Here is a 14,520-nt window from a genome sequence, read left to right as displayed (position 1 = left end):
TATTTAGCCATTTTTTGATATACATTGTTGGCTATCGGCATTTATGCACCTTTTTTTCTTTTAATATTTTTTAATGTTGGAATCCACGTCAAAAATATTTCACCACAAATTATTGGAGCAAATGAAAAGAAATACTCATTTACAGTTCTGTTAAATGTTGGGTCTTCAATTTGACCAAACAAAAAGTCCAATGGAAGAATACTACCTATTCTTACGGCTACAAACGACAGTATGCATATGTAGCTTCTAACCATAAATTGTTGATGTGCTTTTATATTTCTATTTTTTACAGACCACCAAGCTGAAAAAGTAGTAAAGAGAACCAAAACGGCTAAAATGAACAGGGAAATCCTACAGGTTACACAAGAACTTATTAGTGACAGTCGAATAGCCGATAAACCGGCAATAAATGCGCCAATAATGTAAATTTTACCTGTTAGTTTATGAAAGTTTAAATATTTGTTTCTTATCCATTTAGAGAATTGTATGGGTCCCGTTAGCAACGCTAATGTTCCGCCTATTAAGTGCGCACTTATCCATATAGGGTTGTTAATGTAACTATCACTGCGGTACCCGGTAAAATAAACACCTACATTTTCTATAAAAAAATAGATTGATAAACCTATAATTAATGTCCAAGACATGAAGAATAATGATCGTTCAATAATTTTCATTTAGTTCTAATCTTTTTTTGTTTGTAGGTATTGTTGTTAGCAGTTATTTTTCTTTGTTTATATAGTCTTGAGTAAAATGTTGTTTACCTTTTGGTTTCGAAAATTTGTCGGCGTTGTATATGAAAAGTAGGCGATTTCGAAGCACCAAACTTTCGGTAAAGCATAAAGATTGATACGAGCCAAAAGCCTTGATTACACGCCTATTTCGCCTATTTTTTATATGCATTGTTAGCCTTTCGTTATTTTACTCGAATTGAGAAAGCATTATTTTAGCATTGGTATTGTTTGGATTTAACTCCAAAGACTTTTGATAAGCTTTTATGCCATTTTCAGTATCACCTAATTTCAAAAGACATTCACCATAACTATCATATAAATTAGCTGATTTTGGGTATAATTCTGTATTTAGTTTAAATATTTTTAGGGCATCCTGATTTTTTTCTTGTCTCATAAGCAAATATCCTAATCTATTGATTTGATTTTCTGAGATATCAAATTTGGGGTTGTCATTATCCTGATTTTTAATTATTTCAATAATTTCGTCAGTAGATTTACCAGATGATACTAATCCCGATAAATTTTTTGGTAAAGTTTCATCATTACTTAATGCATTTCCTTCAGAAAAGCTTGTGTCATCAACCAAGATTAGAGTACCATCAAGTTCTTTGTTAATTAATAATTGAAGTTCTTGAGCTTTTTGATATAAATTAACTACAGATGCTTGCGTAGTTCTAGTTAAAGCATGACTGTATTCTGTTAGCACCTTCATCGTTTTATATATTTCAGTATTTTGATTATTTGCGAAATTATATGCTAGTTCTTTATTATTATTATCGTAAACCGTTAACCAGAATTCTTTCATATCACTTACATCAAAAAAATTTGCTCTAAATTCAATTCTATCTTGTCTTGATTGATATATATGACCATCTATGAGTTCGTAATAATCAATAATCTTGTTTACTAAGTTTTCATTTGATAAATAATAGAGCTTGCCAGTGCTTATCATTTCATCATAAGTGATTCGATTTGGGTTTACATCATGGTTAACAAAGCCGAAAAATTTTTTTAGATCTAATGCATCTGCCATACTAAGCTGCTCTTTCCAATAGAGTTTTCTAAAATAAGATATATCAAGTAAGTCTTTTTTATATTTATAGTCAATTTGTTTAAGTGCGTTTTTGTCTTTTTCAATTTCTTGAAATAGGCTTTTTAAAACCTGTTTTTCTACTTGCTTTTGTTTCCTATATTCATTCCAAGTATTAATCTGCAAAGCAATCAGAATACCAATCACAACAAGCACAATTTCACCAATAGCATATTTAAAGTACTTTCCAGTTTTTCCTTCTGTAAGTAAATTTTGCCTAATTTTTCGAAAGAATTTTATCATATGTATTGCCCGTGTAAACGGGTAACTTTTATAGCCCGTGTAAACGGGACTCTTATTGGTTGGTCATAATGAAGCACAACGGTCAAGTATAAGCGTAGTGTGGGACTAGAAGCACTTCACTTTCTGTTTAACCATATGTTTATTAATATTCAATCCGTTTAATTTTAGAACTTTAGCCCGCGTTACGCTTATACATTGTTGCCAATAGTTTTAGTTCATCCCTTAGTTTGTAGTTCGCTCACGTTCATCCATGGTTACTTTATCTCTAAGTTGCCAAGTTCCGTTTTCTTTTGTTATGATATAGGTTGTGTTTATTCTTCTTGTTGGTGTTACCACTTCATTGATAACTTGTCCTTCCCTTTCGTGATATTGATGGACTACAACTACATCAGGCCTTAAAAATTTTATTTCAGGATCACGCCTAACACTTACAAATGATGTAGCGAAACCCGCGTTTGCATGTAAATATTTTTCAAAACTTGTTATGGTGTCCTTGCCATAAAATACTCGGCCAAATGCCTGTAACCAACGGCCGTCTTCCGCCCATATTTTTTCCCTCTCTTCAAAATTTCCACTTTTTGATTGAATATTAATAATATTTTTAATTGCCAAGCTATCCTCAACAGTTATTTGAAGTTGTTCCTGTAAGTTTGAAGTTTGAATTCTTTCCGTTTTTTCTTCCTTTTGAGCGCAACCAACCAAAATTATTGTGAGAAAGATTAAATTTATGTTTTTCATAATTTATTATTTGTTGGTAATTGCTATATCATTCTTGTCGTTTAATTTAACCCATTTGAGACGAGTTTTCGGGTATATATTCGTTATAGGATTTAGAATTAAAGTATCACCTGAAAAGGAATAGTTCCTTTTAGCAGTTGTGCCCCACATGTTTTGAAAATTTGTCGATTCAATATAATGTTCAATGATTTTGAGTGAGTCAATTACCCTGTACTTTCCAAAATAGACAAAATTGTCAGCTAAATGTCTCAAGTCGTTGACCGTTAAGCTGTCTAGTCCTCCACGCCCTTCAAAATCATATTTATCATAATTTTCTGTGACGTGATGTACCCCCATTCCACCTTGGCCGTCATAAAGAATAAAACCTTTTCGATTTTTGTAATGGTCTTGTCGAGGCTCCCAAATTGAAAGTGAATCGACTTTCGTTTCCACAATGTCAAGAGTCCACCTTCCTGTAAACATATCAAAATCAGACTGTTCATTTTTATTTTTGCAAGAAAGAACTGATGTCAATATGATTAATATATATAGGTGTTTAAATCTCATATTTCTAATTATTGCCAACGTATAATATCAATACTTTTTACAACGTTACCCCGTCATTTTAGTGATTATTTGTTACTTTCCCCAAATATAACAATTCCCTGTAACAAACCTAACAATCAACCGCTTAAAAAGTAAACAAGGTGCTTGGATTGGTGTGTTTTACATATATAGGGTGGTTGGGTGTGGGTTTTTTACGGGATGCCGTAAAATGGGGTGGGGTTTAAGAACGATTGTGTATGCATAATTTAAATTTACCTTTAAAAATAAATAACAAAATTTAAATTCCGCATACATTTTTTAGCGGTATTTTTTAATCTTTGCTAGAATTAGACTGGTTTTAGGCACTCCATATCCTATTTCCTTATTTGGAGAATTATAATTTGATGAACTCTCTATTACTATTTCCTTTATTAAGTCTCTATTTAAGTTTTGCTTTTCAAGGATACATGCTATCAGACCTGTAATAACCGGTGTGGTGTTTGAATTGCCAATTGGTATTGGATAGGTCGCAATCTCAGGTTTTATATAATTAACATAGTCTACACCTGTACCGCTGCTTTTAAACCTTTTTATTCCGTCAAAATCTGTAGAGCCAACGGTTATTACGTCTTTAACGTCAGAGGGAAATGTTATGTGTTTCCATTTTTTATTCCCTTCATTTCCAGCGCTAACCACAATAATAATATCCTTGTTTGCATTAAGAATGCTATCTATATGTTTAGATGACAAAGCAGTTTTTCCATTTAAATCTTTATTAGAATAACTATCATCATCATCAAAAGTGGTATATCCTAAAGATATATTTATCAATTTAACATCCTGACTTATCAACCAATCTATTGCCTTTATCAATCTTTTTTCATCTTCTATAGGTTCTTTGTCGTAAATGTCAGTTTTTGCTAAATAATATTTAGAACCAAAAGCAAGCCCGTAGACCTGATTTTGACTATTCTTTCCACCAATTGATTTTGTTACAATTGTACCATGATCATTTTCTCGACTTGAAAAGAAATTAGTTGTGTCTTCATCAACAAAATCTCTATACGCAACTATATTTAGATTCTTAGTGAATTCGTTAGTCTTGAATTTTCCAAATCCTGCGTCAATCACTCCTATTTTTATTCCTTTCCCTGATAAATTAAGAGTATCAAACGCTTTAGACATCATTAAACCAATGGGGCGAGTATAGCTATATTTATATTCACTTGTGTAAAACTCAGTCAATTCATTACAAGAGACAGTTAAAACTAATGCAAGTAGATAAAATACTATTTTTTTCATTGTCATTTATTTTAAAAGGTTTTCGGCTTTACAAAGTGGTGGATATAGAGGTACTGAACTGTCACTCATTATTAATGCAAATATAAAGTACTAGTGTTCAATTAATCACATTATCCCACTTAACATAAAAACGATGTTGTGTATTTGTACTTGTTACGGTTAGATATCAAAATGAAGTGCGTCTGCCTTTATGATTGTATAGATTGTTACCAAATGAAAAATCGCAATCAATATATTGCTGATTACAACTGGATTTTTGAAAGTCTTTACAGAAAAAGGACTCAGCAACTTATACACTATTTGCATAAAAAAAAGTGCAGAGGCAAGTTTTACATCTAAAAATAATAACAACAAAATGGAAGCCAAAAGTATTGTTATATACATTGAAAGTAAAATTCCACGAGCAGGAGTAAATTCTCCCATAGTTTTTGTCATTCTAAAATTATTTGTCAGCAAAAAATAGCAGACAGGAATAAGTACAACAATATTTAGAATTAATGATGCGGTTATCATAAATTTAATTTATTAATGAAATTAAAATTGTTTTAGGTTCATTGGCAAGGGCAAACTTGCAGTCCTTATAACTTGGTGGTCCAAAAGACTTTACATTGTTACTAAAACCATAGGGTTCTTTTGGCTTACCAATAAAATATCGGTCTAGTTTACCATTAGCATTTACGTCTTGGTATGTGGAAACTGCATACTCACCTTGGGGTAAATCAAACTCTACAATTACCTTATTGCCTGATGCGCTCACAGATTTTGTCTGTATAGACTTTTTCAGAAAATCTTTTTCAGAAAATACGCTTACATATACTTTTGTTGTAGCCTTATTTTCAAAGTTTGTAACTTCAACTCTGAGCTTGTTGTTTTCTTCCTTCATCAATTCGCATACCACTACTAAGATGGAAATGATTACTGTAGATGTGATTAGTTTTAACATACGTATTAAATTTCGTCTTTTAAAGTTTGCGAAATTATAACGTCAATAAGTGAATTTACTTTACAAATGATAAGTTCGTCATTTTTGCAATCGTTCTTTTCTAATCCTACTTAACGAAACGTCAGTAACTCCTATAAACGATGCTATGTCTTTTAAAGCAAAATGCTGAAAAATTTCAGGTTGTTCTTTTTCATAATACTCATATCTTTCTTTTGCAGTACAGTTCAATAGTAGTTTTTTGTTGAAATACTCCTGCACAAATATTTTTTCTGCCATTTTTCTTCCAATGGTATCAAAAATATGATGACGAGTACAGAGTTCTTCTAGTTTGGGATAGTCTATTTCTATTATTTCACTTTCTTCAACAGCTTTGTATGTCAAGTCAGATTGCTTTTTTGTAACCCAACAATAATAATTGGTAAAAAACATATTACTTAAGAAGAAATGAGAAACCTTTTCGGTTCCGTCAATCCATTCATAAGCCTTTACTGCCCCTTTATTGATAAACCATAAATGATTACAATTTTTTCCCTGCTTAAGGATAGTCTTATCCTTGTCCACAATACGGATGGTAGAAATCTCTTCTAACATTGATTTATATTCAGAAGGGAAATGTCCAATTACAGATTCTATTACTTTATAAATCATTGATTAGTCAAGATATTTAATTTGTCGCTTTTAGTATAACGGCTTCATTGCTTATAAACTTTCCGCTAACGTGTAATATCAATACATTTTATAACCTTCCCCCGCCATTTTAATATTAATACCATACTTCCCCCAAATATAACAATTTCCCCAACAAACCTAACAATCAACCGCTTAAAAAGTAAACGGGGTGCTTGGGTTGGTGTGGTGTTACAAAAATAGGGTGGTTGTGGTGTTTTTACGAGATTCCGTAAAATGGGTGCTGTTATAAGTCGTTTTGCTATTTGGTATTAGTGTTTATTAGTTCCAGAATCAGCTCCGTTAAAGTCATTACGTCGCTTTCAATTGTTCCTTTCATATATCGTTCGTAAACACTTTTGTTGTCTGGTGGGTTAAGATTAAGCATCAAGTTTTTATCTAAAGCCAGCAGTCTTAAAAACTCTCTTTGTGCTCTTCCATTTCCATCTCTAAAGGGATGTAAATAGTTGACATTGTCTAAAATTTCTGCCAATTTCTCTGCTAATAGTTTTTTGTTGTTTTTCGGAATTTTCTTGAATTCAGTAATTAATTGGTCAATGTACTTGAGAGCGTTGTCAAAATGTGAAATAGGAAAAAACTGTTTGCCATCTTTGCTTATTTCAACTGTGCGCTTTTTTCCGGCCCATTCGTAAATGTCTTGGAATAAATGTTTGTGAATTTGAAATAGACTATCAATACCTTTGATTTTTACAGGGTGTTCGTAAAGTTCTTGAAGTCGTTTAGTTACAGCACCGCTTTCTACAAAAAGTAATACATCAAAATCTGTAATGTCTTGTAAATTCTTTAAAAGTCCTGTATTGGAATCTGTGTAGGTATAGTCAGGGTCTATGTATTTGTAAGAATTAGACATATGCTTTTTGTTTGGCAAATGCTACAAGTTCTGTTAGAGATATTTTTCCCGTTACATAGTCCCTTATAATTTCAATGCCTTTTGGAGTAGGTTTAAATCCTTCAAACATATTACTCCCCAATGCGTTTGCGGTGTTTTCTAAAGTTTTCAAGTCTGAAAACTTAACTCCCATTATTGTTAGATTGCTTCTGTCTATTTCTATCGAGTTGAACATATTGTTCGTGTTTTAATTCCTTTCCAAATTTACAAAATATTTAAGTTAAATCGCTTGTTTTCTGTTGCTTTAAAATGTTTTATAACGGTTAATAACATCACCTTCTATAACGTTATCCCGACATTTTAGTATTCATACCCTACTATTTCCCAAATATAACAATTCCCCGCAACAAACCTAACAATCAACCGCTTAAAAAGTAAATAGGATGCGTGGGTTAGTGTGGTTTACAAATATAGGGTGATTGGGTTTGGGTTTTTTACGGGATGCCGTAAAATGGGGTGGGGTTTAAGAAACGAGTTTTTATATGATTTGTGCGACTGGAAAATCGGAGATTTTTCGGACGTAGCAAATCGTTAGTTGAATGTTTGTCGTTAATGTTAGTTCGAATGTAAGCATAAATTATATGAGGTGTTGTAACCTTTGCGTTTTTAAATTTAGTCATATTCAATTGGAAGGAATTTTTTTTCAGGAACCTTTCCATAATCACAAGGATTATCTATAAATCTAAAGTCTTTTTCATATTCCTTTCTGGTCATCATCATTTTCCCCATTCGTATATCATTTGAATTATTTTTAGGTGTTAATTCCCATTTCAATAGGTACAATTTCTTATCAAAATCTATAATTTTCATAATTGACTTAATCGTATAAAATTCGTGAATTCCTAAAAACTCAATTTCATTTAATGTGTTTAATATTTTAACTGAATTAATCTTTAAACTGTTTGGGCCTTCGTGTCCTAAATCGTAAATCACATTATTTTCAGTAATTGTAATGTAATTATTGTTTCCATCACAAGGGTCATAAATCAGATATCCTTTTTCATCTCTTTCTAAATTCACCCAAGTTCCAATTAGTTCAGATTTGTTTTTCCATTCATTGCCTGGTTTTCTAGTAAAAGAAAATATCAATATTAAGATTATTATTATCGTAGTAATTTTTTTCATAGCATTGGTTACATCGTATAATACCATCACATTTTATAACCTTAGCCTATCATTTTAGTATTCATACCTTACCTTTTATCAAATATAACAATTCTCCGCAACAAACCTAACAATCAACCGCTTAAAAAGTAAACGGGGTGATTGGGTTGGTGTGGTTTACAAATATAGGGTGATTGGGATTGGGTTTTTTACGGGATTCTGTAAAATGGGGTGGGTTTTAAGAAACGGTCTCGCTTATTGCAAGTGTGCGGATTTTAGCACGCGGAGTTGTCGGTTTAATGTTTAGTTATTTAGAGTTCTAAATTATCGATTTTGTTTGAATACAGCATCTTTGCGATGATGCGGTGTTGGCGGCTGTTTTGTGAGCAGAATTCTCAATTAAACGATTCCTCTACCTCTTTTAGCATTTTTGAGATATCAGTTCTATCAATCCATTTTCCCTTGGCTATAACTCCTTCTATTGAATTTATATTTTGAATATCTTCTAATGGATTTTTACCTAATAACACTAAATCTGCATTTTTCCCTACTGTGACCGTGCCTTGAACTCCATATCGTCCCAGATACCTTGCTGGCACGACTGTACTTGCGAGTAATATTTGATAAGGTTTCACACCGGCATCCTGAAGAAAACTAAATTCTTTGCTTAGCGAAAATCCAACTATTACCATTCCATAAGTGTCACTCCCTGTAAGCATGGAAACCTGATTTTGGAATAATACTTTTGTGAATTTTTTCATCCAGTTAAAATATTCCTGGAAAAGAACTGGAGCTTTTACACCATTGAATTCTTTTTCTTTCAATTTTCTATAGTCATTTTTTTCAGATAACCATACATTCCTTTGATCGGGGGCTAGATATTTTAATAATTCGTCATCTTTGAATGCTGTAAAAGTGCTGTCATTTAGACATTTGTTTATAAAATCAAATACAGTAAGTGTCGTGCCAATATAAATTCCACTATTTCTTAGTTTAATTGCTAAATTTTTTAATTCTTGATCAGAGTATTTATACAATTCTTTTTTAGAATTGTTTTCTTTTAAATAAAGGAATTCCTCAATATGTTCAATAGAATTCATTCTCATCGAAAATTCTAAAGGCAGATCCCTTTGGGCATGTCCAATTATTTTTAGGTTATGTTTTTGGCATTCTTCAATTAATTTTAAATAGATTGGGAGTGGTAAATTATCAGCAAGCTTTAAAAAGTCATATCCTTTTTTTTTATGATCCTCTACAGTACTTTCTACATCTCTTATTGTTAAAAAATTATTTGCTGTCAAATATGGTCCGGTTGTAAAATAATTTGGACCTAACAAATCTCCAGTCGAGATTCTTTCCTTGATAGTCATGTGATCTTGCCCATTGAATTCTGCCATATTCCTTACAGTAGTAATTCCATTGGCAAGTAAAAGTTTTAAATCACTTTCAATATTATCGCTTCTATAATGATAGTGCATCTCTGCAAGGCCGGGAATTAGATATTTTTCGGACCCATCAATGGTTATATTAACTTTGTATGAAAGAGGTTCCTTAGATGATTCTATTCTAATTATTTTTCCTCCTGAAATAAATACTCTTTGATTAGTCAGAACTATTTCTTCCGTCATTGGAATAATATTCACATTTTCAATCAAGATCGTATCTTTTGTAAAAGAAAAACTTTCTGTTATTACAAAGAAAATTGAAAAGATTAATGTTAATTTCATAATCATATTACATGTCAAAAATTAGACAAAATGCACGCCAACGATTAGTATATGAAAAGTAGGCGATTTCGAAGCACCAAACTTTCAGTTAAGAATGAAGTTTGATACGAGCCAAAAGCCTTGAATTTAGAGCTAATTCGCCTATTTTTTATATACATTTTTGTGCTTTTGTGCTTATTGCTTTTCAAATCGATGGTGCATGACGCGTCCTGACCATGCTGTTAAATGTGTTATGGTACCCTGTTCATTTTTATTATATAGTATCCATCTGTCATACCCGCTACCAGGATATGATTCACCAATATAATGAAATTGATTAAACCCGTCAGGTTCTAATTCAGTATCTGGAAGGTTGGAACTTTTAAGTATCAGTTTCCCATTTTCATTCAATTCGATTTTCCAATAATAATCCAAATGTTGGCTATAGAATTTTCCCGTAAATTCTGCTAACTCCTTTTTGGTAGGCTGCCAAGCTGATTCTGTATCTTTTAGCATAATATCGCTTGGGTAACCATCGTCAAAATTGACAGTTAATTGTAATGGACCATTGTGGTATTCTGGTTTAAATAAAAACTGTGCACCAAAACCATCCTCGCCATCTATGTAGTAAAATATATCTTTCGCAACAGGCGTTAATTCTATGACATAATTTCCAGAATATCTCATCATCAATTTACCATCAGCTATAAACAAGCTACTGAACTTTCTTGGTTGATTAAGGCCTTCCCAAGACACCCTGTTTTTCCAACGGTAATTGCCGGTGTAAATCGACAATTCACTTTCCGGCACATTAATCGGCTTGGTAATAAATGTAGTTAATGCAGATGCTTCTGGTCTTATTTGCAATAGGTAGTCGGTAATAGCTTGATTCACTTTTCCAAAATTATCTGCATATTTATTCCATAAGGTAATAAGCGATAAGCCTTTTGACGGGATGTGAATAAGATAACTATATTCATTAACACCTTCATGTATTTCAACTTGTTGATTGTTGATGATTCGGTGTGTATATCCAATGATGAAGTGATTTTCTTTGCCGGGCATTTGCCGCACATTTGACATTAAAATTTTAATGGCTTCACTTATTTCAGAGTTAGGATCTTTAACAACGCGTGCCCAAATTTCAAGATCATTGGCTGTAGTCAGAATGAAATAATTACCTCCAGGTGAGGTTTTTTGTACCTTGGCATGCTGATATTCTCCACCCTCTTTGCCTTCGTAAAAGGTAGCTCGGTTGGGAATTATATCCAATGAATTTTTCTGCATGCGTGTGTCCTTCATATTTAAAGGCCCGAAGAGGCGTCTCTCAATCCAATCAGGTAAATTCTTCCCCGAAGCTTTCTCCATAATCAGACGAAGCAATCCGAAATCTGAATTACTATACATATAGCCTTTGCCGGGTTCAATTTCAGGTGTGGGCTGGTTATATAGTAGTCTTAAAAACTGTTCGGTATCAAACCGATTGGACATACTGTTATACATGAGCAGCAAGGTGGCCCATTCATCTACAAATCCACTTCTATGGTTTAGAAGATCCCATAAAGTGACCGATTCAGACCAATCGGGAAGGTCGGGAAAGTAAGTTCTTACCTTATCGTTTAAATTTAAGATTCCGTTTTTCTCCATTAATAGAGCAGCAATTGAGATAAACTCACGTGCTTCGGAATAGGGCATCCTTACTACAGATTGGTGCGTAAAGGGAACTTGATTCTCTATGTTCGCCATGCCATAATTTTTCCGTACAAGAATGTTACCATGCTCAATGATAGTGATCGCACAACCTGGATCGTTTTTTCCTACATTCGAAAAAATACTATCCAGATAAGTGTTTAAATTAGCCAAATTGATGGCTGAAGGATCTGTTGTCTGTCCAAATGAGGGATTTAAAAATATCAGATAAAGTACTCCGAGAAATAATATCTTTCTCATATTTTGATCTTTTTAAGTTGAAGATTTGCATGAAGCATAACGGTTTTATATACCCGTGTTAGCTAAAGTTCAATCCTTTTCGTTTAGAACTTCTTTTAGTCTATTGTGGGGTAGAGCGAATACTTTATTTCCATTAATGCCATCCATATCCTTCGCAGCAATTAAGGCATTTAGGATTGCCTCTTCAGTTGCCTGAACAGTTGCTTCAAAGATAGGATCCAGTTTCCACTTTGGAACCACCGACCATTGTTCCTTCATCCATTTGTCGTCATACTCTGGAACAGAAGTGCTTAATGCCAGAAAAATCTCTCCCGAACTACTGTGCGAAAATGTTCCGGTTCGTGCAATACCATGTGTTACACGTTTCGCAACAAGTTTTAATTGGCCTGGTAGCAGAGGGGCATCCGTTGCAACTATGGCAATTATTGAACCATCCTTTCTTTTGGGCTCACTTATTATCGCTTCTAAATCTGTAATTTTTTTTCCAACAGGAATGCCCCGGATCATTAAGTCGCTTCTTCTGCCAAAATTGGCTTGTACAAAGACACCTAAAGTATACTGAACCGAATCAATGGTAAAAATTCGGGAAGCGGTTCCGCTGCCTCCTTTAAACTCGTAGCAAACCATGCCCGTTCCGCCACCAACGCTCCCTTCCATTACTTTGCCGCCGGAAGAACTGTCCAACGCTTCCCATACGTGCTCTTTTTTGATGTGAAATCCATTGATGTCATTCAATGTGCCATCCCATGTTTCTGCTACAACAGGTAATCCAAATGCAAAATCTATATAATCTGAATTAGAAAATTTGTTAAAACTCCACTCACCAATAGCATCTCTTACAATACCAACACTATTGGTATTTGTTATGCCAATTGGACCATAGCCTTTACCATAATCTTCGATATAAGGCAATCCTGTCATTTCTCCATCTCCATTCAATGAAAACCAAGACGCTCCATAACTTTTATCAGTTTTACCTTTTGGAAGAATCACAGTAACACCTGTCCTTACCGGGCCTTTCCCTCTAATTAAGTCTCCCGAACCTTCAACCAGTGTTTTATATCCAACTTCCACCCCTGCAACATCAGTTATTGAATTATTAACTCCGGTGACTCCTTCAAAGGAAATACCTAAATCTCTGGCTCTTTTAATTGTATCGTTTTGTGCATTGGCTACGCCAATTATTAGGCAAAGTAGTTTAATTAAAAGCCTTCTGTTAAATCGAAAATTGTCCATAAATTTTAGCTAACGTTTTCTGGTATGGCAAGTAGCGTGCAAATAATCGCTAGCCTTTCCGAGTTGGTTTTATGTTTTTAAATATACAAAAACTTTGGTTTAAGCACTTAAAAGCTATTTGTTATACCAGTTGTTGTAGCACGTTTTTTTTTATTTAATTGTTCCTTTTGTTTTTTCTCTGATTAGTAAAAAACTCAAAATTAAAATAATACTTATTCCGATTACTAATAATCCGTATTTGAATAATCCTGTTAGAAAAAATGTTGGGAAGCTACCATAACGACCTCTATCAGAAATTTTAACGAGTTCCGAAATGATGTTTGAATTCTCCAAGAAAAAATAAAAGACAATACAAGCTAAGCTAATTATGTAAAGTCTCACAATTTTTATTTTAGTCATTTATTAATTCGGTCGTAACCTTTTTTAATAGTTCTAGATATTCATTGAAATCACTTTCCTTTATTAATGATGGTCTGTATTGTTCAGGTGGAAAATGAGAAAGAGCATTTCGTAACTTTCCCCATTCAAGTAATTCATTATAATCCTCTTGATTTATCTTATTTGAAACTTTTCTGGTATAATCTAGTTTTGATTTTAATCCAAGCATATTTTTTTCAGGAAAATATTCCTGTTTTAAAATCCCCTCAAATATTCCTTGTAAGCGCCAAATTCCAAAATTCCAGATAAATAAATTGTCGATATAAGCGTAATAATTTAAGTCCGAAATTGCTTCAGAGTCAATTTTTTGCACTTCTAATTCTTTTCCTTTGATTTCAATCTGCTTATTCCTATCATCAATTAATTCATTGATTAATCTTTGCGTATAGTCGTAGTCAGAAATTGATAATCCGTATGTATGCCAATCTGTATTTTTAAGTTCTTCTCTCACTAAATATGTAGGTTTCTCAAATGTGCTACAACTTCTTGTATCATCACTTTTTACAACGTTATCCCGCCATTTTAGCATTAATACCTTACCTTTTATCAAATATAACAATTCCCCGCAACAAACCTAACAATCAACCGCTTAAAAAGTAAACGGGGTGTTTGGGTTGGTGTGGTTTACAAATATAGGGTGATTGGGATTGGGTTTTTTACGGGATGCCGTAAAATGGGGTGGGTTTTAAGAAACATTGTTGTATATGGTTTGTTGCGTGTTTTAAGCACCTAATTTGGCAAATACAAACCGAATAGAAAATCCGCGAGGATTTTCGTAAGTAGGCTAGAACTAGCAATAAATTATATACGGCTTAAGTTTACAATTCATTAATTTTAGTACTTAATCAGAAAGAACAAAAGAGCGGAATAAGGTTACTATACACGGTGAAGTATTAAACTTCGACAACATTGATAATCCCCGCTCTTTTACTACTAAA

15 protein-coding genes are annotated in these 14,520 nt (G+C 33.0%); all 15 read right to left on the bottom strand.

Annotated elements, in window-relative coordinates:
- Positions 1 to 41: 41 nt before the first annotated feature.
- Positions 42 to 644, bottom strand: coding sequence for a DUF2306 domain-containing protein (locus tag FJ651_RS00080; protein WP_216746046.1), 603 nt, complete (start codon positions 642 to 644; stop codon positions 42 to 44).
- Between the two features lie 274 nt (positions 645 to 918).
- Entirely contained in the window at positions 919 to 2,064 is a 1,146-nt protein-coding gene (locus FJ651_RS00075; protein WP_140988364.1) for a DUF6090 family protein, read from the bottom strand.
- Positions 2,065 to 2,286: 222 nt separating this feature from the next.
- On the bottom strand, positions 2,287 to 2,802 hold the full coding sequence (locus tag FJ651_RS00070) for a nuclear transport factor 2 family protein (protein ID WP_140988363.1): 516 nt from the start codon (positions 2,800 to 2,802) through the stop codon (positions 2,287 to 2,289).
- 6 nt (positions 2,803 to 2,808) lie between these two features.
- On the bottom strand, positions 2,809 to 3,315 hold the full coding sequence (locus FJ651_RS00065) for a lipocalin-like domain-containing protein (protein WP_216746045.1): 507 nt from the start codon (positions 3,313 to 3,315) through the stop codon (positions 2,809 to 2,811).
- A 330-nt stretch (positions 3,316 to 3,645) separates the two neighbouring features.
- A complete protein-coding gene (locus FJ651_RS00060) occupies positions 3,646 to 4,629 on the bottom strand; it encodes a S8 family serine peptidase (RefSeq protein ID WP_216746044.1) in 984 nt (327 codons plus the stop codon).
- Positions 4,630 to 4,788: 159 nt separating this feature from the next.
- Entirely contained in the window at positions 4,789 to 5,142 is a 354-nt protein-coding gene (locus FJ651_RS00055) for a hypothetical protein (protein ID WP_216746043.1), read from the bottom strand.
- 4 nt (positions 5,143 to 5,146) lie between these two features.
- Positions 5,147 to 5,572, bottom strand: coding sequence for a DUF2141 domain-containing protein (locus tag FJ651_RS00050; RefSeq protein WP_140988359.1), 426 nt, complete (start codon positions 5,570 to 5,572; stop codon positions 5,147 to 5,149).
- Positions 5,573 to 5,650: 78 nt separating this feature from the next.
- The gene (locus FJ651_RS00045; RefSeq protein ID WP_140988358.1) at positions 5,651 to 6,220 is read right to left on the bottom strand and encodes a Crp/Fnr family transcriptional regulator; all 570 of its coding nucleotides are present in this window, start codon (positions 6,218 to 6,220) and stop codon (positions 5,651 to 5,653) included.
- 280 nt (positions 6,221 to 6,500) lie between these two features.
- Positions 6,501 to 7,109, bottom strand: a complete 609-nt coding sequence (locus FJ651_RS00040) for a Fic/DOC family protein (protein ID WP_140988357.1) — start codon at positions 7,107 to 7,109, stop codon at positions 6,501 to 6,503.
- On the bottom strand, positions 7,102 to 7,323 hold the full coding sequence (locus FJ651_RS00035; protein ID WP_140988356.1) for an antitoxin VbhA family protein: 222 nt from the start codon (positions 7,321 to 7,323) through the stop codon (positions 7,102 to 7,104). The genes FJ651_RS00040 and FJ651_RS00035 overlap by 8 nt, the downstream gene beginning before the upstream one ends.
- A 437-nt stretch (positions 7,324 to 7,760) precedes the next feature.
- On the bottom strand, positions 7,761 to 8,273 hold the full coding sequence (locus FJ651_RS00030) for a hypothetical protein (protein ID WP_140988355.1): 513 nt from the start codon (positions 8,271 to 8,273) through the stop codon (positions 7,761 to 7,763).
- A 374-nt stretch (positions 8,274 to 8,647) separates the two neighbouring features.
- Positions 8,648 to 9,979 carry an amidohydrolase family protein gene (locus FJ651_RS00025; protein WP_140988354.1) on the bottom strand — a complete coding sequence of 444 codons (1,332 nt, stop codon included), beginning with the start codon at positions 9,977 to 9,979 and terminating at the stop codon, positions 8,648 to 8,650.
- A gap of 174 nt (positions 9,980 to 10,153) precedes the next feature.
- Positions 10,154 to 11,908: a serine hydrolase domain-containing protein gene (locus FJ651_RS00020; protein WP_140988353.1), complete on the bottom strand. Its 1,755-nt coding sequence runs from the start codon at positions 11,906 to 11,908 to the stop codon at positions 10,154 to 10,156.
- Between the two features lie 69 nt (positions 11,909 to 11,977).
- Positions 11,978 to 13,144, bottom strand: coding sequence for a DmpA family aminopeptidase (locus FJ651_RS00015; protein ID WP_140988352.1), 1,167 nt, complete (start codon positions 13,142 to 13,144; stop codon positions 11,978 to 11,980).
- A 391-nt stretch (positions 13,145 to 13,535) separates the two neighbouring features.
- A complete protein-coding gene (locus FJ651_RS00005; protein WP_140988350.1) occupies positions 13,536 to 14,132 on the bottom strand; it encodes a hypothetical protein in 597 nt (198 codons plus the stop codon).
- Positions 14,133 to 14,520 lie beyond the last annotated feature (388 nt).

Origin of the sequence: Paucihalobacter ruber, from assembly GCF_006494535.1 — a bacterium.
Taxonomy (GTDB): Bacteria; Bacteroidota; Bacteroidia; order Flavobacteriales; family Flavobacteriaceae; genus Paucihalobacter; species Paucihalobacter ruber.
Note: the sequence above shows the minus strand (reverse complement) of the source record. Positions and strands in the feature narration are given on the sequence as shown.

What these genes read in the sequence shown, in the direction of transcription:
- FJ651_RS00080 (WP_216746046.1), bottom strand. Translation starts at nt 644, where the DNA reads ATGTCTTGGACATTAATTATAGGTTTATCAATCTATTTTTTTATAGAA.
- FJ651_RS00075 (WP_140988364.1), bottom strand. Translation starts at nt 2,064, where the DNA reads ATGATAAAATTCTTTCGAAAAATTAGGCAAAATTTACTTACAGAAGGA.
- FJ651_RS00070 (WP_140988363.1), bottom strand. Translation starts at nt 2,802, where the DNA reads ATGAAAAACATAAATTTAATCTTTCTCACAATAATTTTGGTTGGTTGC.
- FJ651_RS00060 (WP_216746044.1), bottom strand. Translation starts at nt 4,629, where the DNA reads ATGAAAAAAATAGTATTTTATCTACTTGCATTAGTTTTAACTGTCTCT.
- FJ651_RS00055 (WP_216746043.1), bottom strand. Translation starts at nt 5,142, where the DNA reads ATGATAACCGCATCATTAATTCTAAATATTGTTGTACTTATTCCTGTC.
- FJ651_RS00050 (WP_140988359.1), bottom strand. Translation starts at nt 5,572, where the DNA reads ATGTTAAAACTAATCACATCTACAGTAATCATTTCCATCTTAGTAGTG.
- FJ651_RS00045 (WP_140988358.1), bottom strand. Translation starts at nt 6,220, where the DNA reads ATGATTTATAAAGTAATAGAATCTGTAATTGGACATTTCCCTTCTGAA.
- FJ651_RS00040 (WP_140988357.1), bottom strand. Translation starts at nt 7,109, where the DNA reads ATGTCTAATTCTTACAAATACATAGACCCTGACTATACCTACACAGAT.
- FJ651_RS00035 (WP_140988356.1), bottom strand. Translation starts at nt 7,323, where the DNA reads ATGTTCAACTCGATAGAAATAGACAGAAGCAATCTAACAATAATGGGA.
- FJ651_RS00030 (WP_140988355.1), bottom strand. Translation starts at nt 8,273, where the DNA reads ATGAAAAAAATTACTACGATAATAATAATCTTAATATTGATATTTTCT.
- FJ651_RS00025 (WP_140988354.1), bottom strand. Translation starts at nt 9,979, where the DNA reads ATGAAATTAACATTAATCTTTTCAATTTTCTTTGTAATAACAGAAAGT.
- FJ651_RS00020 (WP_140988353.1), bottom strand. Translation starts at nt 11,908, where the DNA reads ATGAGAAAGATATTATTTCTCGGAGTACTTTATCTGATATTTTTAAAT.
- FJ651_RS00015 (WP_140988352.1), bottom strand. Translation starts at nt 13,144, where the DNA reads ATGGACAATTTTCGATTTAACAGAAGGCTTTTAATTAAACTACTTTGC.